The organism is Vibrio sp. VB16, assembly GCF_015594925.2.
GTDB lineage: Bacteria > Pseudomonadota > Gammaproteobacteria > Enterobacterales > Vibrionaceae > Vibrio.
In genome coordinates this window covers 95,315-120,318 of the sequence record NZ_CP087591.1, presented here as the reverse complement: position 1 = coordinate 120,318, position 25,004 = coordinate 95,315, and the positions used below count along the sequence as shown (strand labels likewise).

The following is a 25,004-nucleotide window of genomic DNA, read 5'->3' as shown; positions in this document are numbered from 1 at the left end:
CAAGTTTACGCCAAGCAATGAGTACTTACGCTTAAAGCAAATACCGCACAGCTGTAAAGCTGTGCAATTTGTTTTATGCAGGTAGGCGGAATTATACGTTTTAAGGGGCTTTCTACGTGCCAGAAAGTCACATACAGGGTTACAGTTATGGATAATCAACACCTGAGCAGAAGTCGAATTTATAGTGGCTCTCGCAAGAATAAGTTCGCAAAAGGACGCCTACCTCAGTTGAGCCGTTTATTTGAAGGAATAAATAAAGCGGTTAAACCAGCGCAAGATGACTCAGCTAAACTGCATCTAAACACGTTTGCCTTAGAGCAACTTGAACCACGTCTATTATTGTCGGCTGATCCATTAGCGGTACTGGTCGCGGACGCAAATGTGACGCTTCAAGTCATAGAAAATGCGGCGAATGAACAGTATATACAGTTAATCAATAATGACGTAAATGGCACACTATTGGGTGAGCGTAAGCTCTCTGACATCGCAGCAGACAGTATTATCACCGTGACGGGCACGAGCGGTGATGAAACTCTGACGATAGACCAATCTTTTCTTGATCTCGGTGAACGTCAATTCGTTCTTCAATTTGATGGCGCTGGCGGTACCGATAAAGTAGCAACAGGTACTGACGTTACAGAGAGTACTTGGCAAATCAGCGGGGAGAACTCTGGGTCGATGGGGACGAATGGGATCGTTGATTTCCTAAATATTGAAGAGCTTGAGGTAACAAGCAGTAGCGATTCTCAACATGTCCTTTCCGCAATTAACGACAGCTTCAATTGGAAAATAGGTGCTCAGGGTGAAGGCGTGTTATCCACGTTGGAAGACGTTGCAGGTTCTATATTAAAACAAGCAACAGACGTAGAGGTCTCTTTTAGTGGTTTCGATACAATAAGTGGTAGTGGCACGGATTACCTCGATTATAGTGATTATACAAGCGGAGTTTCCGTTGATTTAGAAAATGAAACCACAACCGGTTTTGATAGTGTAACGGGCATCAGTACTTTAATTGGTTCTACAGAGTATGCCGATACCTTTATTGGTGACAGTAACGATAATCTGTTTGTTGTTGATTTTATAGACGATATTGCGAGTAGCGATGGGTCTACAGACAGCGTTGATGGGAATGGTGGTTTTGATAGTGTCCTTTATCGTGACATGGGGACGACTGGAACAGATATACAAGCCTCTGTTGTTACCGCGGGTTCCGATTATCAACTGACGCATGGTAACTGGAACAACACGGATAGTCTCTTCACCGCAACAAGCATTACGCTACCCGATACCACAACAACGGATCTTGCGATCAGCTTAGTGGATGTTGATTTACTCGCAGCGAAAGGTGGCTCGGGTGATAACTACTTTGATTTCTCTAGCGCGGATGTATCGGCTCACTTAGACGGTGGTGCGGGTGCCGATATCCTACTTGGTGGTCTTAAAGACGATATCCTTATTGGCGGCGCTGGCGCGGATAGCCTAACTGGTGGTGATGGCAGTGATGAGGTTATCGAAGTTCGAGCGGAAAACTTCGAATTAACCACGAACAAGCTTCGTATTGGTTCAAGTGGCGAAGAAGACATCTTGTTAGAGGTAGAAAGTGTATACCTTAGAGCGACATCAGAAGATGGCCTAGGCAGAACATTAAATGCTGCGAATGCAGATGATTATCACATTACGTTACAAGGTACGGATTTCGACGATACTATAACGGCTTCTGCTTATGGGGATACGTTAATAGGTGGTCTTGGTGCCGATACGATAACATCGGGTTCCGGAGTCGATACGGTTAAAGAACGTTTTGCGGGACGTGCAACTATCGCTCTACCTGGAAGTGACTATGAACTCGACTTATCTCAAGGCACCAATGAAAGGTGGCTCTTAGATGTCCCAACAATAACGACGGATAGTGGGTATAAACTCACCATAACGGACACCTTCGGCGACAATATTACTGATGAGATTTCGTGGGATGCGGATGCACGAGATGTCTCTCGCGCGATCGAAAAAGCATTGAATTTGAACTACGGTCAAATGACCGTAACGCAAGACGGCACGGTTTGGCAGATAGAGTTCACTGGCCTTTATTCAAGTCAACAGGTAGCAACTAACATTGTGGCCGAACATGGTGTTTCGGCTTCTATTGATCAACAAGGTAGCAATATTGTTGATACCCTCATTGGCTTTGATGCCAGTGATATTATTTCGATTTCAGGTAGTGAAACAGCGGATATTGTCGATCTTACTGCCTTTGTTGGTCAGTCTGTCATATACACTTATGGTGGAAGCGACGTCATCCGAGGTGCACAAGGCCGTAATGTCATTGATGCAGGCGACGGCAGCGATACGGTATATGTCAGTGGCAGTACTAACGATACCGTGATAGGTGGTCGTGGCGAAGATATTATCATCGCTGATTTTAGCAGCAATGCGGCATTGGATTATAATTTTGATTTGAACAACGATCAGTTAGCGATCTCTGATGTCACTGACACCGCCGCGGTTGTGCAATTGTCACTGATCTCTTTAACTGGATTTGAATCGTCATCACTTACTGGTGGTGCGCAAGCTGACACTTTCGATGCGAGCGGTTTCTACGGTGTATCTGCAACGACTAGCTTGAGTTTGATTGAAGGTTGGGATGACGTCATTGAAACCACGTTACGTATAACCCTCGATGATATTGATAGCACCATCTTTGATATAGATGTGGCCACTTCAACAACCCTCGATGAACTGATTGCATTAATTAACGCCGCAGATGATAGAGAAACAGACGCGCTTAGCGCAAGTTATAATCAGGCTTCAGGTAACATATCGCTGTCAGGGCTGAGCTATTTGGGTGTTGCTGGGATCGACCTTTCGTTGCTTGATGTTCTAGGGCTATCTCAAGGAAGCGTTGCGGGTTCTGTTGTTACGGGAATGAGCCTGAGTTTGCTGGCTTCGATGCAAATAACAACCCAAAAAGGTAATGGGGGTAGCGACACCTTTATTGGTTCTGCGGGTATCGATTTCTTTGATATTGATGTCGATGATGTCTCGGTCTCCGGTGGGACAGGGTTTGATACCATCTCAGCTACAACGACTTCAACCTACACTCAGTTTGAATTACTTGATGATGAATTGGTCTGGAAGGGGATCGACCCTGCGGATTCTGCGTTAACTATTTCGACTTCAGTCGATTTAGACGGAGTGGAAAAAGCATCATTAGTCGCGGGCACGGGTGCCACATTATTAGACGCCCACGCCAGCAGTATGGATGTCATTCTAGACGCCGCATCGACCAATGCGATGCTAATTGGCAGTTCAGACAATAATGAGTTCCGCATTGATATTAGCGGACGTACGGATACCAGTACTGAAAAAGTAAAGATAACAGTGGATGGTACGGCGGCGACAAACGATGTCGTCTTCTACGGTGGTAGCGAAACGTTTGATACAACGGATTTTGATTGGGTTACGATTACTGGCGGTGACTTTTCGTTGGTTAGTGAAAGTAGCGGTGACCTCAATATTATCAATAATACTTCCGTTGTTGGACAAGATATAGAATTCCGTTCAAAAGGTGGAACGATTACTGTTACCGCTTCCTTGAGTACTGACAGCCTAACGGGATCGGCTGGTAGCATTACCTTTGACGCGAGACATATCATTATTGATGATGGCGCGACGATTTCTGCTCAAGGTTCGTCACTGACAAATAGTGGCGACATAACGCTTAATGCTTACGATAAACGCAATGATATCGTTGGGCTTGGTTTTTATAATTTAGATCAGCTTAGCGCATCAATAACGGTTAACTCTGCCACGATACAGGGCAAAGATATAATACTGTCTGCGCGGGCAGAATCTACTCGAGGCGGATTACCTATCGGTTATAGCGGTGGGCAGATGACCGTTAACTCCGAGAAGCTTAAAACTGAACTAGAGAGTCAAAGCCTTATCGCAGGCTATTCACGTACAGAAGTAGACTCAACGATTCTTATTTCAGAGAACGCGATTCTCGATGGAAACAACATAACACTTAAAGCACACTCAATTGGTCGAGTGGCTTCATCACCTATCTCTGGTGGATTAGCGATCGCGATAGGCAGTCTGAAATCGACAGCGAATGTTGATATCAAAGGAACAATATTGGCGAAAGGCGACGTGAGTCTTGCTAGCCAAACAGAGAACTATTTGAATGTATCAGCTGAACCACTTGCTGACATAGAAGGCCTTTCTGCGAGTGTCGCAGTGGGTTTATTGGATTCAAACTCGATAGTACTGGTTGATCATACCGCGAATATTGTAACCGACGGTGATCTCGATGTTAACGCGAGCACATTTGATTTCACCTATGTTGAAGCATTAAGTGACGCAGGTGGGGAAGGTAAATTAGCCGCAAGTGTTGCAATTCATATTGAAACCGGAGAAACAGTCGCCACATTAGCGGGAACCATTCTAGCGAAAGGCAATGTAAGTGTTGATGCGACCCAAGCTCAAGCAAACATAAAAGGGAACTCAGGAACTAAAGCTGAAGCGATAGTGGACCGAACGGTCACGATCGTCGACAAATATGTTGATAAGTATAAAAATCAACTCGATAATTCAAAAACCTACAGAAAATTCGTCCCATTTGCGGACACCGCGTTGAAAAACGATAATGCCATCGCCCCGACTAAATTTACGGCGGGTATTGCACTGGTTTACGCCGACGACACGAACAGAGTTAAATCTCTGATTGGACAGGAAGGACAGGTTAGTGACATTCAGGTGGGCGGGACACTACAACAACATGCGACAGTAGATACTCGTTTACTTACTGAAGTGAATTCCGTTTCAAGTACCCCATCTCAATTGTCTCAAGCATTGGGTTCTGCTGGAACCTCAGGGGCATTCAAACAGGTGCCATTTGGTGCCGCTGTTTCCGTTACTATCGCGAGCCTAAATAATGACGCGAAGGCCTATATGCAGGGGCTTACTCAGGTTGATGTATTAGACAAAATCACCCTTGATGCTCAGGCACAAAACCTGACAGGGTTGATCAGTTCTGATACCACTTTCAAATATGTCAAACCGACACTTATAACGAATGCGATGATCAATACCGACTACGCTATCAAGAAAGGCGATCTCATTCGTTTTGAAGGCACTCTAGAAAAAGGGAATTACGATTGGCTACAAACTGGAACCGCACTGAAACCGAGTACCGGTTTCTTAGGCGCCGTCTACAAATATTTAGGCGACGATATTAATGATCTGCGGATGAATACGGCAGATTTTAGTGACGTAACGTTGTGGGAAAAATTAGGCAATAAATACAACAGCATCCCCAATCAATTGTTTGGTGGTGATTCGAATGTTTATCTTGTCGATAATTCGGTTAAATCCACCGCCGCTGGCGCAAAAGTTTCTCTATCGCTTAACTTCGCTTTATTCGATTCAACGCAATCTTCTGATGCGAGAATTAAAGGTCAGGTACAGGTTAATCAACGTGCCGATTTGGAAAATAGTTTTGAAACGTTAACAGATCCAGAAGCGAATATCGCGGCGCAAACGATACTTGATAGCGGATTGGTACTGAGTGCACGTGATATCGATATGACCTCTAAAACGGTCAATAAATCGTTTGATTATATAGGTAATGCCACGTCCACTTCTTCTGGTCTTCCGCTGATCGAAAAACTGAATAAAGCCAAAGGTGCAACAGACGCCCTAAATGGGGTTGGTGCAAGCGTTTATATAAATAATGTCACCATGAATAGCCTTGCGGTTATTGAAGATGGCGCTCATGTTTATGCGGATAAATTAGGTGTTAAGTCTGATAACGAACTATTTGCTATTGGGCTTGGTTACGCGAGTGGTTCCGGCAATGGAACATTAGGTGTTGCTGGTCTTTATATGGGCTACAACCTAAATAGCACATCAGTTGCGCAGATTCAATCAGACGCGACTATCGATGTCGGTACGCGTTTAGGTAACGTAGTATCGGAAGAGAGATTGAGCGTTGTTGCTAATAACCAGGTTGATCTTATAGCGGTGGCCGGAGCGGTAGCATCAGGAGGCGCTATTGGCGTTGGTGGTTCGGTAATAGTGACTGACGTGACCAAACAGACGCTAGCGCTCATCGGAACACAAGGTGACAATGTCACTATTGCAGGTAATGTTAACGTTAATGGTGATGCACGAGTTGAAGCCGATAGTGATGGCGTTATTATTGGTGCGGCTGTAAGTGCCGCTTCCGCAACAGGTAAAGTTACCCCATCAGGCCAAACAGAACCTCCAGTTGAAAATAGCTCATACGGTATAAGTATCTCTGGCGCGTTCATCTTTAATACCATTAATAGTACGACGTCATCTGGTCTATATAACATCGCCAGTTTTAATGCGGACACGCTTAAACTGTCAGCAAACGAGCGAAGCGGTGTTTATGCCTTCCCTATCGCTTATGCAAGCTCCTCGGCGCAAAAATTTGCGCTAGCTGCGGCCGGGATCGGTCTTAGAAATGACGCCACCTTTATAGTCAGTGCTGGTATTTCAAGGGCAACGACTGTAACGCTTGACCAATTAACGGTCGAGGCGATAAACAGCAGCACCGTTGTGACAGTGTCGGCGGCCGTTGCTATGTCGGGGTTAGCAGAAACCTCGGCTGGTACCACGAGTAGTATTGCGCTTGCAGGTAATGTGTCGATTAATAACGTCACATCGGACGTGGATGCGTTCTTGATAGATGTTGCAGACATACAGGTTGCCGGTAAAAATGACGATGGCTTTGCGGTTGATATTGAAGCGAAAGATAAGTCAGAGATTTATGCGGTTGCGTTAGGTGTTGCGTATGCGGGAAATGGCGCTGTTGGCGTGACTTACGCAGAAAATAACATCAATAGCAATATTGATGCGCTTATCAGCAATACCGATCTGACGAGTGCCACAGGGAAGGTCAGTCATCAGGCAAATAGCAACGCAGATATTGTCTCCATTGCTCTAGGTGCGGCGGTGACCAAAGAAACCTCTCCAGGTTTCGATAGCAAGCTTGGTATTTCAGTTGCCGCTGCTATAAGCATGAATAAGGTTCGCATGAACACGCGAGCTAAGATAGAAAACAACAGCACCATTACACTGCCCACTCATGATTTGGATACATCGCGCTTGGATGTAAAAGCCAACAATGATACGGATATTGTCGGCGTTGTTGTTGCCGCTTCCGTTGGTATACAGAGTGGCGGAACCAATACGATTTCATTCACTGGCGCTGGCGCGAGTGTCACCAATGAAGTGTATGGCGATACCGAAGCGAAGATTGATGGCTCTACTGTTAATCAAACATCGACAACGGCAGGTAAATCGTCGGGCGCGATTGGTACCTTTGTTCAAGCCGATGCAACGGGAGATATCGTTGCTACGGTTGTTTCCGCAAGTGTCGCTTACGCGAGTTCCACAACTGGCACTGGTGTTTCTGGTTCTATCGGTGTCGCGTTAGCAGAGAATAATATTGGCGGAGACCCAGACAACAGCAACAAGGCAAATACCGTTAGTGCTCTGATTAATAACTCAGATATCAATATCAGTGGGGTGGTGAATACCCATGCTGAAAGTGCGCAGGACATATCGTCAACGGTGGTTGCGGCTTCAGTTGCAATCGCACAATCCACCTCAGGTAGTGCCGGATCATTGAGTGGAGTTGGTGCATCGACTGAAAATAATATTGTCGTTAATGTCAGCTCAGGCATCACAGCGAATGTTGCGAACAAGTCTATTTTAGCCGATTCATTAAGTGTCGTAGCAAAAGATAAATCAGTCATCAGTACTTCGGTGGTCGGTGCGTCTGTGGCTGGTGCGTATTCGCCATCGTCATCCGCTGGCACATTAAGTATCGGAGTTTCACTCGCTGAAAATAATGTAACAACCAACGTCTCCGCTCTTGTTAGCGGTGTATCTGTTGGTTCACAAGCTCGCCGTATTGGCGCGGTGAATTTAGTCGCAGGTTCAGAGGCAGCGATAACGGCAACCTCAGTTGCGGCATCTATAGCGGCAAGCTACAGCACATCAGGTTCCATTTCGATCAGTGGTGGTGGTGCAAATTCTATCAACACAGTTAAAGGTTCCACATCCGCGAAAATTAAAGACAGCACCATTCACAGTGATTCTTCTGTGGGCGTGACGGCAACAAATATTTCAACAGTCGATGCCACGGTTGTGGCTATCGCGGTTGCTGGTGCGGGCGGTAATGGCGGTGGTGTGGGTCTATCTATTGGCGCTGCTGTTGCAGAGAATAGTATTGGGTCGAGTGGTGCACGTGTATTGATTAATGCTTCTATTGAAGACTCTTCGGTCGATACAACGTCAACCATTACCTTGTTAGCCGATGCAGGGATGACTATTAATGCCGGTGTAGGTGCCGGGTCGCTTGCTATAGCGGGTGGTTCTGGCGGTGGTCTTGCCGGTGCGGGTTCGGGTGTCAGTGCAACCAATGATATCTATTCGTCAGTAGATAGTTTTATCGACAATTCAACTGGCTCGACACAACAGATCCAGGCCAGTTTGCTGACCATGACGGCAAATAGTGCTTCGACAATTACCGCGGATGCTGGAGCCGCGTCTCTAGCCGCCGGTTTTGGTTCTGGTGGAGGGATTACGGGCTCAATTGGTGTGGCGTTAGCGCGCAATACGATTGACAGTAATAACAATGCATATGCTAAGAATTCGACGTTGGAATTGGGCAGTTCGACGCTTGATATCAACAGCACAACGAACAACACCATTACTGCAATATCAGTGGCGGCATCAATAGGTATTGCTGTTGGTAGTGGTGGTGGGATTTCATTGTCAGGTGCTGGTGCAGATTCAAATAATCAGATTTTTGGAGATACCTCAGCGTATCTAGACGGCGTTAATCTGCTTAATGTTGGCGGTATCGATGCTGATGCAACCAACACTTCTACAATAACCGCAACGGTTGTTGCGGTTGCCGTTTCCGGAGCGGGTGGGTCTGGCGGTGGAGCTGGTCTCGCTATTGGTGCTGCCGTATCTGCAAATGATATTGGTTCATCTAGTGACCGATTGATGGTGAAAAGCTATGTGGAAAACAGCGCGATAAACGCAACGGGTGCTATTGTTCTAACCACACTAGGTAACTTGACTATTACCGCGGGTGTTGGTGCTGGCGGTGTCGCGATTGCAGGGGGAAGCGGTGGCGGTCTGGCTGGCGCAGGAAGTGGTGTAAATACGACGAACAAGGTTTATGCTGATGTCGAAAGTTACATCGATAATCTAGCTAACGTCAGCAAAACGATTACGGCATCGAATATTACTTTAAATTCTTCCAATACGTCGACTATTACAGCGGATGCCGGAGCGGCCTCACTTGGCGCTAGCTTTGGTGCTGGTGGTGGTGTATCGGTAACAATAGGTGTGGCGTTAGCAAGAAACACGATTGATGTGGATACTAAATCTTATATCGCGAATGCCGATGCAGTGAATACAGGGACAGGCGCCGTTGATCTCAACGCGACAACAAATAGCACGATTACTGCGACGTCTGTTGCTGCGTCATTAGCTATTGCTGTAGGAGCAGGAGGAGGCGCTTCGATTTCAGGTGCGGGCGCTGATTCAAACAATATAATCAAAGGTGAAACAGCGGCTTATCTTGACGGTGTTTCTCTTGTCAACGTCGGGGATGTGGATGCAGATGCGAGCAATACATCGACGATCACAGCAACAGTGGCAGCCGTTGCTGCTTCTGGAGCTGGTGGGGCAGGTGGCGGTGTGGGGCTTGCAATTGGTGCATCAGTTTCAGCCAATGATATTGGCGAACCAACCGATCGTTTAGCGGTAAAAAGCTACGTTAAAGACAGTGCGATTAATGCAACAGGGGCCGTTAGGTTAACGACCGTTGGCAACCTAACTATTAACGCAGGTGTTGGTGCCGGTGGTGCTGCGATTTCTGGTGGGGCTGGAGGCGGAATTTCTGGTGCTGGTAGTGGTGTTAACACGACAAATACCATGTATGCCGATGTAGCAAGTTTTATTGATAACCAAAACGGCATGAATAAAGCGATAACCGCATCGAGCCTTGTTTTGAACTCGTCGAATACGTCGAAGATTACAGCCGATGCGGGAGCAGCGTCTTTAGGTGGTAGTTTTGGTGCAGGTGGCGGTGTTTCAGTTACTATTGGTGTCGCGCTCGCGCGCAACACGATTGACGTGGATACCAAGTCTTATATTGCTAACGCAAACTCGGTTAGCACAGGTACCGGCATCGTAGACCTTGATGCGGTGACCAACAATACGATTACCGCGACCTCCATTGCTGCTTCATTAGCGCTTGCTGGTGGTGCAGGCGGCGGGGCCTCGATTTCAGGCGCGGGTGCAGATTCAAACAATATCATTAGAGGTGAAACAGCAACGTATCTGGACAATGTGTCCCTACTGAATGTGGGCACTGTTGATGCGGATGCAAGTAACACCTCTACAATAACCGCTACAGTTGCCGCTATTGCCGCCTCAGGTGCGGGTGGCGCGGGTGGTGGTGTTGGACTGGCTATCGGTGCCGCCGTTTCTTCCAATGATATTGGTTCATCAAGCGACCGTTTAACAGTTAAGAGCTACATTAAAAATAGTGCTATAAATGCATCCGGTGCCGTTGGGCTAAACACGGTTGGTAATCTAACCGTTAACGCGACGGTTCTAGCGGGTGGCGTTGCGATTGCGGGCGGTGCTGGTGGCGGTTTAGCAGCGGCGGGTAGTGGTGTTAATACGACGAACACCGTGTATGCCGATGTCGCAAGTTATATCAACAACGCGTTAAACAGTAACAAATCTATTTCAGCCGCAAACCTTACGTTAAGTTCATCAAACACCTCTACGATTACCGCGCTAGCAGGTGCTGCTTCTCTTGGTGGTGCTTTTGGCGCTGGCGGTGGTGCCACGGTGACTATTGGTGTGGCGTTGGCGCGCAATACGATCGACGTGGATACCAAGTCTTATATTGCGAACGCGAACGCGGTTAATACCGGGTCTGGTGTTGTAGACATGGATGCGATTACGAATAATACGATTAAAGCAACCTCATTTGCGGCGTCGTTAGCCCTTGCGGGTGGTGCCGGTGGAGGCTTAGCCGTCTCTGGAGCCGGAGCCGATTCTAATAATATTATCCAAGGCGAAACCGCGACGTATTTGCAAAATAGCTCGCTCACTCAGGCTGGTACCGTTTCATTAAATGCACAAAATATTTCGAAGATTACAACGACAGTGGCAGCAGTAGCTGTTGCTGGCGCGGGTGGAGCGGGTGGTGGCATTGGCGTATCAATCGGTGCGGGTGTGTCACACAATGAGATAGGAACGTCTAGCGATAGATTAAAGGTTCTTTCTTATGTAGAAAATAGTGCAATCAATGCAAGTGGAGCACTGAGTCTTGACGCGTTAGCGAATATGACTATCAGAGCGGAAGTCATCGCGGCGAGTTTGGCTGTTGCGATTGGCGGTGGTGGTGGTGCTGCTGGCGCAGGGTCAGGTGTCAGTGCAACCAACGAGATATACGGCCTAGCGAGTAGTTATATAGATAATACTGGTGGCAGTAAAACGGTGACGGCAAACAGTGTTAACGTGACAAGCCGCAGTACATCAAGTATTACGGCGACGCTCGTTTCTGCGTCATTAGGTATCGCCGCTGGTGGTGTTGGTGGTCTAAGTATTTCCGTGGGTATCTCACTAGCGAACAATACCATCGATATGAATAACATGGCTTACCTAAAAGGCGTCTCGTCAATTGGTAGCACGGGTGCACTAACACTTTCAGCAACAACTCGAAGTAATATTGATGCTATTTCAGTAGCAGCAAGCTCAGCACTTTCTGGTGGCGGTGTTGGAGGTATTAGTATCAGTGGCGCGGGTGCTAGCGCATCGAACGATATTTTTGGCACAACTCAGGCCTTTGTCGAAAATACACAAGTCAGCGGTGCTTCTTCAGCGTCGGTGACGGCATCGGATACATCAGACATTGACGCGACAGTTGTAGCAGGATCTCTTGCGGGCGCTGGTGGAGGTGCAGGTGGTATTGGGGTTGCGCTTGGTGCTGCCTTTGCCTACAACAATATTGGTAGCAGCAGCAAACGCCAGACAGTCAGTGCTTACGTGAAAAACAGCGGAATAAACGCCACTGGATCGCTTACCTTGTTAGCCACAGGGAACATGACGATAGATTCTGTTGTTGTGGCCGCGAGTGCAGCAGTGACAGGTGGAGGCGTTGGTGGTATCTCGGGAGCAGGCGCTGGAGTCAATACAACCAATACGGTCTATAACGAAATCAACACCTATATAGACAATTCATCGGCTAATAGTCAATCTATTAATGTAGGTAGCTTAACGCTAACCAGTAATAATACCTCTAAAATCAACGCGGATGCTGTTGGAGCCGCGCTTGCGGCTGCTTTTGGTGGCGTCGGCGGTATATCAGTCTCGGTAGGGGTTTCGCTGGCACGTAATACGATTGATAGTAATACGAACAGTTATATTAATCGTGTTAACCAGTTAAACAGCGGGGCTGTACAACTGACTGCAAATGCAAGTAACACGATAAAAGCGACCTCTTCAGCAGCTTCGCTTGCAGCAGCAGGAGGCGGGCTGGGTGGGGTTGCCATCAGTGGTGCAGGAGCGGAATCTTCAAACAGAGTCTATGGAGACACTAAAGCCTATATTGCAAACAGTCGATTAGGGTCGTCTCTTAATAAAGTGGGCTTGGTGGATGTTAAATCAAAAAATATCTCTAATATAAACGCAACGGTAGTCGCCGCCTCGGCAGCTGGCGCCGGTGGCGGAGGTGGTGGTGTCGCGGTATCTATTGGTGCTTCAATTGCCCAAAACGATATAGGCTCTTCTGGTGATCGCCTACGGGTAGCAAGTTATATAGACAATAGCCAATTGTATTCTAGCGGCGCATTAAACGTCGATTCCCGTGCACAAATGACCATTAAAGCAAACCTCGTGGCGGCAAGTGTTGCGGTAGCTGGTGGTGCCATTGGGATTAGTGGGTCAGGTGCTGGGGTTGGTGTAACGAATAACATCTATGCTGATTTAGATAGTTACATTGAAGACAGTGCGACTATCCTAGCTTCAGGCATTACCGTTAAATCTTACAGCGCTTCAGATATTGATGCATTGGCTGTTGCTGCTTCGGTGGCCGCGAGTCTGGCTCCAATCAGTATTGCAGTGTCTATCGCGGCTTCTGAGATTAACAATAATGTGGATATCAGTATCGATAGTGATGTTCGAAATTCTACCTTAACCAGTATGGGTAATTTTGCCGTTCTCGCTCAAACCAATGACGATGTTTACGCGGAAGGTTATGCAACCTCCATTGCCGCAGGTATTGGCTTTGCTGGTGCCGGGGTTATCGTTGATAGCCGAGTGGTGGGCAACGTTAACGCAGGCATTACCGACTCAACAATTACGGTATATGGTTCAGGTTCGGTCAAATCTATCGCAAATTCCACGCAAAGAACCGATGCGTATGGTATTGCTGCCGGCTTCATTGCTGCGGGTGTGGTTATTGCCGATCTCGAGGCTTATATCAATAGCACTGTTGATTTTAATGATGTGATATATAACGGTTATGACTTACTTCTTTCGGCATATGGGACAGAAAATAACTATGCAAACGCGGTAGCCGGTAGTGGTGGTGTATTAGCGGGTGCAGGTGTAGGAGCAAAAACAATTAGCACAAGCAATACGAAGGTTAATGTTAGTGATGAAACCAGTATTACGCTCGGCGTGTTAGGTGGCACAGGTATCCTAGACGCGAAAGCAGAACACGTTGCACGCTTTGATGCCAAGATTGTCGCCGCGTCGGGTGGTTTGTTATCTGGCTCAGGTGCGGAACTTGACCACCTTATTACTTCCGATGTGATGGTTAACTTAGGTGATAACGGACACAGTGATAATCTTTTGATTAACGCTAAAGACATCAATATTGTCGCGCTTAATCAAATCAAGAAAGATCAAGGCGGTTATATCAACGCCCTTGCGATTGGCCTAGCGAGTGCCGCAGGCGCAGATAGCCGTACGATTCTCGATATAGAGACCGCTATAAATGTGGCGAATAATGCCGTTATTAATGCGACAAGCGATGACGAGACTCATGGTATTTCACTGAATGCTCTGAATGTACTTAATATCACTGACAAGGTTATTCTTAATGCCTCCGGTGCGTTAGCTTCGACTGGAGCAACGGTCATCGTGAAAGATAATCAGCTATTGGCTAAGGTACGTATTGGCAACAACGCGACCCTTACCAGCAGTGGTGATGTTCAAATTTCAGCGCGTGGTAAAGGTACGGTGGTGACGTCAGTCGAAGCCGATTCAAGCGGTGCTGTTTCGGTAACGATAACCAAATCGGTTGCAAATATTACCCCTGACAATCAGGTGGTGTTTGAGAACAATGCGAAGGTTACTGCGTACGGAAATATGAATGTATCCGTTGGTACCGATACCGATTTTAATAGAGATGCTTATAAAATCCATGCGCTTATTGACGCGTTTGCAGACAGTGCGATTCCTGTCGATGACGCGACCGCAGGTGCAACGCTACTGCAAAATAATACCATTACGGTTAATAATGGCGCGCACTTAAAAACCGCAAGGCAGATGAATCTGCATGCTGAGCGATTTGGTTTTGCCAATATGGATGCTCAGACCAAAACGGTAAACTGGGCGTCAGAGCTTGGTGGCACAGCGGATCTAGGCGGTGACGTAACAACGGGTGCTTCAGGTGTGGTGACAAACTACGGTACCTTGGAAACCGGTATACGCCGTGAACAATGGGTGACATTTGATTCCCTTAACGATGATGGTTCCGTCAACGGTTATTCAGCTTCAGATGGCGTTACTTTTAGCAGCAGTATTTCTGCTCTGAGTTCTTCATTGTTTGACAGCCTCGATGATGCAGAAGAGCAACTCAATATTTTCAATGACGGTAATGCAGCAGATACCGATATTGAAGCCTTCTACAAATCAGAGATAACGCGTTTACAAGGGCTACTTCTAGCCGAAGGTTTGCTAGAAGAAGTTAAGCCAGGTGTATTCGTACAAAATCAGGTGAATACGCCGATTATCACTGTAAATGATATTTACGCGGAAGCCGGTCGGATTGATGTTCGTTCCGATTCTTTTAGCAACCAAGGAACAGTAACGACACCAAGCGATGCCTCTGTTTCAATATTGAATCATACGACGGCATCACTTGTGATTAATAAGATCACGATACCTCAGGAAAATGGCGGTTCGTACCTTAACGGTGAGCGTTTAAGTGCTGACCCAGTATTCACGCCAACAATCAGTGTCATCAACGATGTCGATTTGGATCTAGCAAAAGCGGAGTTGGCGCTTCGTTTCCCTGGCAACGATACACCAATTCTTGTGTGGCCTTCTATCTCTATCATTGGGGAAATCACTAACCGTTCAGGAAGCCTTACGCTTAAAAGCTTGAGTGGTGCGATCCCCCCAAGTGGTATACCAGTGTTAGGCAGTGGTGATATCACCATTCAAGCCGACATTGATGTTGATAGTCAGATCGTGGTGACCAAAGGCACATTAGTGGTTAGTCTGCCTCCAGGTTCTACCTATTCTGTGGATGGTTCTGAATATGCTAAGTGGAATAATGCAATAGGTAACAATGGGTTAGGGGTGGCAAACAGTACAGTAATTGATGGTCAGATAAATAGAGATATCGATGGACCAAGTATTTACGCGAATAATATTTCTATTGACGCTGAATACATCAATATCAACGGCAAGATCCAAAGTGGTAAAGAGATCTTCGACCTTACTATTACGTCGGCAATGCAGGACACGATGGATGGATGGCGTGAGGCTGGCCGAACGGGATTGATCAGACTTGACGCAGGTAATGAAGATTTCTCGGTTTTCTATGATGCGAGTAATGACCAAATAGTGGTCGGTGATATGCGTGTCAGCGGCGGTTATATCAAACTGGAAGGACACATCCTAAATACCAATAGTAATTCAAAGATAGAATTGCTCGGTGGGTATGCAACAATCAACGTGACCAATGAGACCGAGTTAGGCATTAAAATATTGGGCTTGGATGCATCTCAACGAGGTGAAGGAACGCTGATTATTAGAGATAAAGCAAAAGGCACCAGCGCAAATCCTCTTGAGACCATCTATAAAAAAGATGAAAACGGCGTTCGCATTATTAGTGCAAGTGGCAGCTCCGCGGGTAGCAACGACATGACCTATACACCTAAAGAAGGGTGGAGGTATTCATGGGCGATGGGACAAGAAAGCTTTGAGCGTATATATACGACGAAAGGTACCTCTTCATGGTTGGGTATTGATGCGTTTGCTGCGGATCCCGCTACTGTTTCATTCTCTGGTACACCTGAGAAGATTGGTACGCCGCAGTTACGTGGTGAAGGTGCTTATTTTGAATATGCACCTGGTTCTTCATCGGACGAATATATTCCAGGTTATTCGCAAATAACGTTAAGCGAAGAGGTGTCGTTGGTTAAGAAATGGACGACAAGTACTTGGTACGGTAAGAAAACGTATTACTCTAAATTTGTAAAAGAGTCGAAGGTTCGTGATGTTTATACCCATTCACTGAAAGCAGATTATGGACTTAACATCAAATTTACCGGTAATGATGTTGGGGAAGTGAACATAACCTCAAACAATGGTGGCGATGTCATCATTCAAGGCAGTATCAGTAATGAAACGGGTACGACAACAATCGATACCAATGCATCCATTATCAATGTCAGCAGAGGCAGCGTTGGCGGTAAAACCATTATCCTTGAGGCGAGAGATATTGGTGGCGTTCCGGTGGTTAATGTTGATGGCAGCTATGACGCAGCATCGACGGCATTACTACTGAACCTTTCCAACGTGTCGAACGCAAGTATTTCAGCACGTACAAACGGTGGCTTAATTAACATCGCTGAAATTGATGGCCCACTAGTGGTAAACAACATTACTTCCGCTTCCAACAGCGATATCTTAAGAGACTCTGGCGGTAAAGTGTTCTTGTCGGCCGTTGGTGGCATAGAAGGCGCTGCCGGAACCAGTGCGGTTGTTCGTGGTGGCATTATCAATATCAACTCAGAAGGGCATGTTGGTAGTGCAACTCACGCTTTAAATATAGACGGCGGTATTGCGAATAAAGACTATCTTGCTATTACGGCGGTTAACGATGTATTCATTAGTGAAACGGATGGTGATTTGCGTTTGAAATCCATAAGTAGTGGTGCCGGTGATGTGACGGTTAACGTTGCCCACGGCTCATTGATTGATGCGAATACAACGGCTATCCGTGACGAACGAACCTACAAAGAACTGAGTACAGGTGTGTGGGAGAGTTTGGGTTTGATTGGTGGTAGTGATGCTGCTCAGAAAAAAATCGACAATGTTATTGATGCCTATTCTTCTGCTCGAGAACGTGAATACAAAGCGTACTGGGATGTCGTAAATACGCAATCTGACGGGGTCTACGACTCTACTGTGAATGCGACCATCTCCGCAGGTGAAACGGCCTATTATAGTGATTATTACCGTCAACTTGGTGAAGACCAAGGCAAGAGCGGTGCGGCGTTAGAGACTTTTGTTGATGATGCGATTCAAACGCTAAATAATAAACGAAATGCGGAATATCATTCTTTACACGCGACCTACGGTGGGGCGGCATTCGACCCAGACTATTCTTATGTCCTTTCACCGCAAGAAATTGCAGATCTAACCGGCAGCGTGCATGTTTGGACAGAAGACGAGTTGCTTAATCTTATCAGCGGTAGTTTGCTAAAACCGATCACAGATACGCAAGCCACTATCGAAGATGAAAACATAAACGCAGCGGGTAAAATCACCATAGTGACCTCTGAAAATATCGGTTCAGCAGAAGGCAGTGTTGAGATAATACTTGATGGTGATTACACGGATGAAGAACGGGTGCAATTGGCCGCAGCGGAACGAAATGACGTCTACTTTGTTTTCCAAGAACGTGTTGATATTGTCGTCAACGTTATGGATGAAGCAACGGGTGATGCTTTGGTTCGCAGCAGTGGTAGTTGGGTAGCGGACGGTTTTGTTGCTGGAATGCAGATTCGCATCGCCGGTGATAGTGCGGCTGCGAATGATGAAGGTAGTTTCTATGAAATAGCCTCGGTAACGGCGAACAAATTAACGCTAACGACAACAGAGTTAAACGTTGAAGTATCGGTGAATATGAATGTAGCGGCAATCAGTGGTAGCCCACTGTTTACCACCCTTATTAATACCAATAATCAAAACTGGGAAAATGTAGGTCTTATAGAACAAGGGTTTGTTGAAACGAATGGAAAGTTCTATCAAATCCAACGCATTGCGGGTCGAGTGATAGACCTTAAGAAGGTATCAAGCGACGTTGCCGTTGGTGCATCGATTATTAGCGGCTCTGTTTATCGTACTGCTCAACTTGACAAGGTCATTATTGACCAACGTGAAGATGTCGATGTTCTTGCTTACGGAACCGTGAATGTTTCGGCTGTGGGTAACCTGTACCTAGGTTCAAACCAAACGTTAAATGTTGAGCATGCCTCCGGTGATAATGTACGGATCAAGAGTAAGGCGTCTCTTGTTGATTCCTCAGGGTCAGCCGCAGCGGTTTCCGCTTCGTCTAGTTTGATCCTTGAAGCAGGTCAAGGCGCTATTGGTTCAAGTGCTGATCGATTTACCATTGATACAGGAGCCGATGCCTCGTTCACGGCCCGTGCTAGGGTCGCTATTTTTGTCACCGAGATAAATTCAGATATCAATGTTGCCACCATTTATGCGAGAGAAGGGGGGGTTGACCTTCTAGCCAATAGCGGTTCAATCGTCGATGATTTTGATCACCCTTATGAAAATATACGAGCGAACAGCATCGTTCTGACCGCAATGGCGGGCAGCATTGGTGAAGCAGGTAACTACCTCGACATCAACTTAACAGGCGGTACGATTACGGCCAATGCACTAAATAACATAGGACTAAATGAAACCGAACTTGCTATGAACGTTGACCATATTGAATCAACGTCCGGTAATGTTGATCTGCAAGCGCATATGGGGATTTTAGATGCCGTAGCGGACAGCATTGCTTCCGGTGAAGTAGCGGATATTGTTGGCGCGAGTATTAACCTTATCTCTCGTTTCGATACTGTTGGAGCGATAGCCGCAGATATTGAACTGGATACGGGGTCGCAGGCGGGTCAAAACCTAACCATATCGAGCGCTAAAAATAGCCATGTGATTGAAGCCGTCGGTGACCTGTATCTTAATCAGGTTTCAACAGGCAGTACGGCGATAGCATTTATTGCCGCCCCGAGCGGACGTATTTTGAATGACAGCTTGTCGGGAGACAATGTCATTTCAGGCAAGACGTTCTTATTTGCATCACAAGACATTGGTTCAGCGAGCAAAGCGCTTTCCACCAAAGTAGGTAATATCCAAGGCCAATCAACAGCGGGTAGCACCTATGTGACCAACACTGGAGCATTAGGCGTTGGGGGTGTTGTAGCCGGTCTAGACCAAGGCCTATTGGCAGGGGGGAGCGTAACGCTGATTACGCGTAGTCCATTGACCATAATAGAAAATATCCTTGCCAAAGGGGATATTGGTCTTACCTCAACCGATAATTCAGCTGATGATAATATTGTGGTCAACAGCGGCATTACACTGACGTCTACCCAAGGCAGCATCAACGTCAACTCAGGTGATGGATTCTTGCTAAATAGCGACGCGCGACTTGATGCCGCTCTAGATGTTGCTATTCAGGTTGATAGTGGAGACACCGGTAACAGTGACAGCATGGGTGCCGTCGTTGATGTTCGAGGTCTGATTGTCTCGGGTAATAGCATTACCATTAATGGCAATGACGACGATGATCAAATTACGGTTACGGGAACACTGATGTCCGAGACAATCGAGGTTGATACGGACGACGGTGCAGATAAAATTGAGCTTGCAGGGACACTACAAGCGCAACTCATCGTTATTAACGCTGGCGCGCAAGATGATGAAATATCGCTTATCGGAACCGTTTTAGCACAAACCGTTGGTATTAATGGTGATGACGGCGAAGATAGAATATTAATAGATGTTATTCAGATCGACGGCGATGTCACAGTGAAAGGCGGCAACGACAACGATACTCTGATTGTAAATGAGTTGCACACACGTAGCGATAAGTTGCTATTGGATGGCGAAAGTGGAACCGATAGTTACACCATTAACCGTACAGGTGCAGATGCTGGCTACATCATTGATGTAGAAGATTCTGGTAGCGAAGCGTCTGGTGCGGACACATTGACGATCAACGGTACCTCAGCGGAGGATACGTTCTTGCTGCGTGCCAACTTCGTTGCTGCGATGCACAGCGACGGTAATGGTAGTTATGGAAATACAGTAGAGCGTGTAAATTACGACAGAAATATCAATGCTCGTTTGACCATAAATGGCCATCAAGGTGCGGATAGTTTCATCAGTGATGACACGAGCTCTATCACCACATTAGATGGTGGTGCAGGCGCAGACAACTTCCAGATTGGCCAGTTATTTGGTATTGACCGTCAATCGTCACTCGGCGCAGTAGCCGCCGGCGATGAAATTGAAACGGTCGAAACAACCTTAGGCTTCTTGAGCCGTGGTAATAGCTTACCAATGGTTATCTACGGTGGTGATGGTCACGACAACATCAAAGTTTACTCGAACAAAGCCATCACTAAGCTATATGGTGAAGATGGCGATGACAGCTTTATTGTTAGAGCATTCTTGATTAAAGATAGCGGCCTAAGCAATAACAGTGTTGACGTAGAATTGTTTGGTGGTGATGGTGCCGATACGATCGAATACAGTATTAATTCCGCACTGAAAATTGATGGTGGTGCCGGTACGGATTCTGTCATTGTTCTTGGTACAGAAGCGGACGATAGCTTTATGATCACCAAAGACGGTATCTTTGGCGCTGGGCTAAATGTTGGGTTCCAAGGGGTTGAACTTGCTGAGGTGGATGGACTAGAAGGAAATGACACCTTCTATATATTGAGCACCAGCAACAAAGTGGAAACCACGATCATTGGTGGATTGGGTGCAGATACCTTTAACGTCGCCAGTGATGTAGTGAACCCTATTGTCTCGTACTCTGTAGAAGGTCGCAGCAGCTTTATCAACCACAGTGTCGAGAGTGATGATGATGCTTACAATGATGTCTTCGTCAATGGTGTGTCCCTTAATGTGGCGAGCCAAAGTAATGGTGCCGTAACGATTGATACTGGCGGCGCTATGTTGCTAGAAGAAGGTAGTTTGACCGATCGTAGCTATGACATCGGGATTGGTATTCCGAGCGCCGATGTCTTGGCGGGTACGGTTGCCTATATCACAGTCTCTGCGGCAAGATCGTCTAGCAGTGATGAAGAGAAAACGGCAAATGAAGCTGCAAGTATCTTGGTTTCAACCAACAACGTGGACTTTTATGAGTCACTTGTGCTTACCTACACTCAGGGTGCTAATTGGGATTCAAATACACCAATTTTTGTAAAAGCGATAGATGACACTGGAGCGGAAGGTCAGCGTCAATATGTTATTAATCACAGTATAAGAAGTGATAATCCGGCGTTTGACGGCCTTGATATCAACAACGTCGAACTGACCGTTAATGACAATGATCAAGCGGACATTATTTTAACCAAAAACGGCTCCACAACCTTGGCTGAAGGTGGTAAAGAGCAGACATTCGACGTTCGCCTTGCAACCATGCCTGAACTGGGTGAGGAGGTCACGATTAATGTCAACGAGCTGGTGCCTACCGATGGAACGAGTCAATTAACCATTACAGGGCCCGCGCTTGTATTTACGCAAGCTAACTGGGATAAGGCGATAGAGTTTACTGTTGTCGCTACCGATGATAGTGATGTAGAAAACGTGTACCAAGCCAGTGTCGTCTTAAGTGGAACCAGTAATCAGATAGGTACGGATTATGACGCTGTGGCCGATACAGAAATGGATCTATTTGTTCTCGATAACGACACGGGTTCCGTCATCGTTACGCCAAGCAATGGTACGACCCTAGTGAGCCAAACAGCGCAGGATGATTATTCACTGGTGTTGAGTAAAAAGCCAACGGCGCCCGTTACCGTTAGCTTACTAAATGATGGTCAAACACTATTTAGTAGCAGTGACACACGATTTAATGCGACAGATAATACCGTCACATTTGGTATCAATGATGGCGATTGGAATAAAGCGATTGTTATTGAATTGTCGGTTAACCCAGACTACCAAGATGACAGTAACCAACCCGTACAGAAAGCGACGCTTCAACCGCATACGCTTAATAACATTCGTGGAAAATTGATCATTGAGGGTGGGGTCCCAGAAGGAAAAGCTCGGACCCTTACGACAGCAGTGATTTTGCCAACGGAACTCGATGGTCCTTTGCCAATCATTGATATCACCCTAAATGAAAATGAAATGACCGATACGCTTAATGTCTTTAACGACGGCAGCGTAGAAAACGATATTGGTCTGTTATCCGATACCACGATTACAGGTTTAGGAATGACTGCTGGTAACGGTATTGAGTACCACGATATAGAAGTGGTCGAGTTGCTCCTCGGTTCGGGTAATGATGACATCACCGTTTCGAATACCGCAGAAGGGGCTATTACCCTCATCCATGGTGGCGGTGGTGATGACACCATGAGTGTCACCGGAAGTGATAGCGAAGGTGCTCTCATACTACTGGGTGACTCTGTTCAAGACGGTTCCACCTACAACGCGACCTCATTGGCGAAAACCGCTAACGGTCGTGAATATAAAGTCGCTGGCAACGACACGATTGATGCCTCAGGCGCTGGAGGTTCTGTTGTTATTTATGGTGGCCTAGGTGACGATTCACTGACGGGTAGTAATTTTGGTGACCATATTGCGGGTGGTTCAGGCAATGATGACATCTTCGGTTTAGCCGGCGATGACCATATTTACGGTGACGCAGGGTTCAACTTTGATACAAGTACACGTCTAGACTTGTCGACTCAAGTACTGGAAGTGGTGCTAGATGCCGATAGTGCTAACGATAATCTTGATACCTCTGACTCACTTCTTGTGGGTAACGACACAATAGATGGTGGCAGTGACAATGACATTATCTTTGGTGACAAAGGAATAATTTTACAGTTTACGGGCACCAATCGAATCTTGAATACTGATATAAATTCTGTCGTCAGAATGACCAACAGCGACCGAGTATTAGGTGGAGAAGACATCGTCCGTGGTAACCGCGGTGATGACATTATCTTTGGTGGTGTGGCTAGCGACCGTTTATACGGTGGTAACTCGACATTTGGTAATAATATCACTGGATCTGATAAAGACATTATTCTTGGTGACCTTGGTCAGGTAGACATCACGAATGGTAAAGCGGTTCAAGTCTTTACAACCAACAAAAATATTGGTTCTGGAGATAGTATTCAAGGTAATCAGGACAATGACATTATTTTGGCAGGGTATGGTAGTGACAATGTACAGGGTAACGACGGCGACGATAGTGTTATCGGCGACAATGGCCAGATAACCTTGATTAACGGCGTGCGGTCTGTACTGTTTAGTACCGATACCACCAATGCAACAGGTGGCGACGATGTTATTTCACTTGGCAACGGCAGCGACCAAGCCATCGCGGGTGTTGGCAATGATACGGTGACCAATCGTTCTGGTGAAACCATCATTATTGGTGACGATGGACGAATCGAAAACGATTCGGCGGGTCGCTATCTGGTTGCCTTAACCGGAAACACCTCGATAGGCGGAGACGATAACGTTATTGGCGGTTCAGATAGAGATATTATCTTTGGTGGATATGGCGCGGATAGATTAGACGGCCAAGCAGGCAATGACTTAATCGGTGGTGATGGGACGAAAGTAACCCGTAACCCGGGCACCATAGTACTTGAAGCTATCGACCTGTTTCTTGGGGGCGATGATACCCTTTTAGGTGGCGCCGGCTTCGACCGAATGCAGGGGCATTACGGTAGTGATTTATTCTTTGCTAACTTTAGAGAAGATGTATTGGTGGGCGAGTATGGTCGATTCACTTTTGATTCTAATAATACAGATCAAGCCGCAACGTTTATTATCTCGTTAGCACAAGGCAAGCTTGATTTGATACGTCAACTTCAAACGAGTTTATTTAGTGGCTACGCGAAACAGGTGTTTGCAGAATCTAACCTTGGTCAAGCCGCAAGAAGTCGTACCGCATTAACAACGGTCTTTACTGATAGTGCTCAGACCGCAGTTTCGGGGCTAGAAGCGGCACTACAAGCAACAAGCTCAGGTGGTGGTGAAGGGGCAGACTTTGTTATCCCCACTGAGCCAACCGCTGCTGGTACACCAGAACAAACCCCCGATCAAGTTGAGGGTGAAGAAGGTGCATCTGAAACAGCACCGGTAGAGGGTGTTGTCGGTGCAGAAGCTGGTGAAGTCGTACCTGACGAGCAAGAAGTTGAACAAGAAGAGTGTGAAGTGAAAGCAGAAGACGGCACTTGCGCACCGACAGCTGAACAAGTGAATCCAGAAGAGGCGCAAACGGATGACGTTCAAACTGAGCCAACAACGGGTGGAGAATCATTGCTGGCTGACTCAACCAACATCGATGTTCACGCGGCATTAGCGGCAGTCGGGGGGTGGACGGTAATGAAGGACACCTCTAGTAAGACGAAAGGACGTAATAAACAGAAAGTCGCGTAAGCATCATTTTGTAAGATGCTTGCTCTACTGTATCCACAGCACTGATAAGGCATGGATACAGCTTGGTTATTGTATTTACATAGTGCCTACCCCTCAAACTGGAAAGAATGAGCGGTAGGCACTATGCTTTAGGTCAAGTACAGAGTTATAACCACGGTTAGAAAAAACAGATAAAACAATCAATTAGTCAAAAGTAGATAAGATGAAATGATATTGACATTTATCTACTAGACAACAGTCGTATTTACAATGTT

The 25,004-nt window shown here is 46.5% G+C and carries 1 protein-coding gene; it reads left to right on the top strand.

Going from position 1 to position 25,004, the window contains the following annotated elements; genetic code table 11:
* Window positions 1–147 precede the first annotated feature (147 nt).
* Entirely contained in the window at window positions 148–24,750 is a 24,603-nt protein-coding gene (locus IUZ65_RS17075; RefSeq protein ID WP_195705246.1) for an LEPR-XLL domain-containing protein, read from the top strand.
* Window positions 24,751–25,004: the final 254 nt, after the last annotated feature.

Excerpts from the sequence above, each read along its gene's own strand:
- IUZ65_RS17075 (WP_195705246.1), top strand. The coding sequence starts at position 148 with ATGGATAATCAACACCTGAGCAGAAGTCGAATTTATAGTGGCTCTCGC.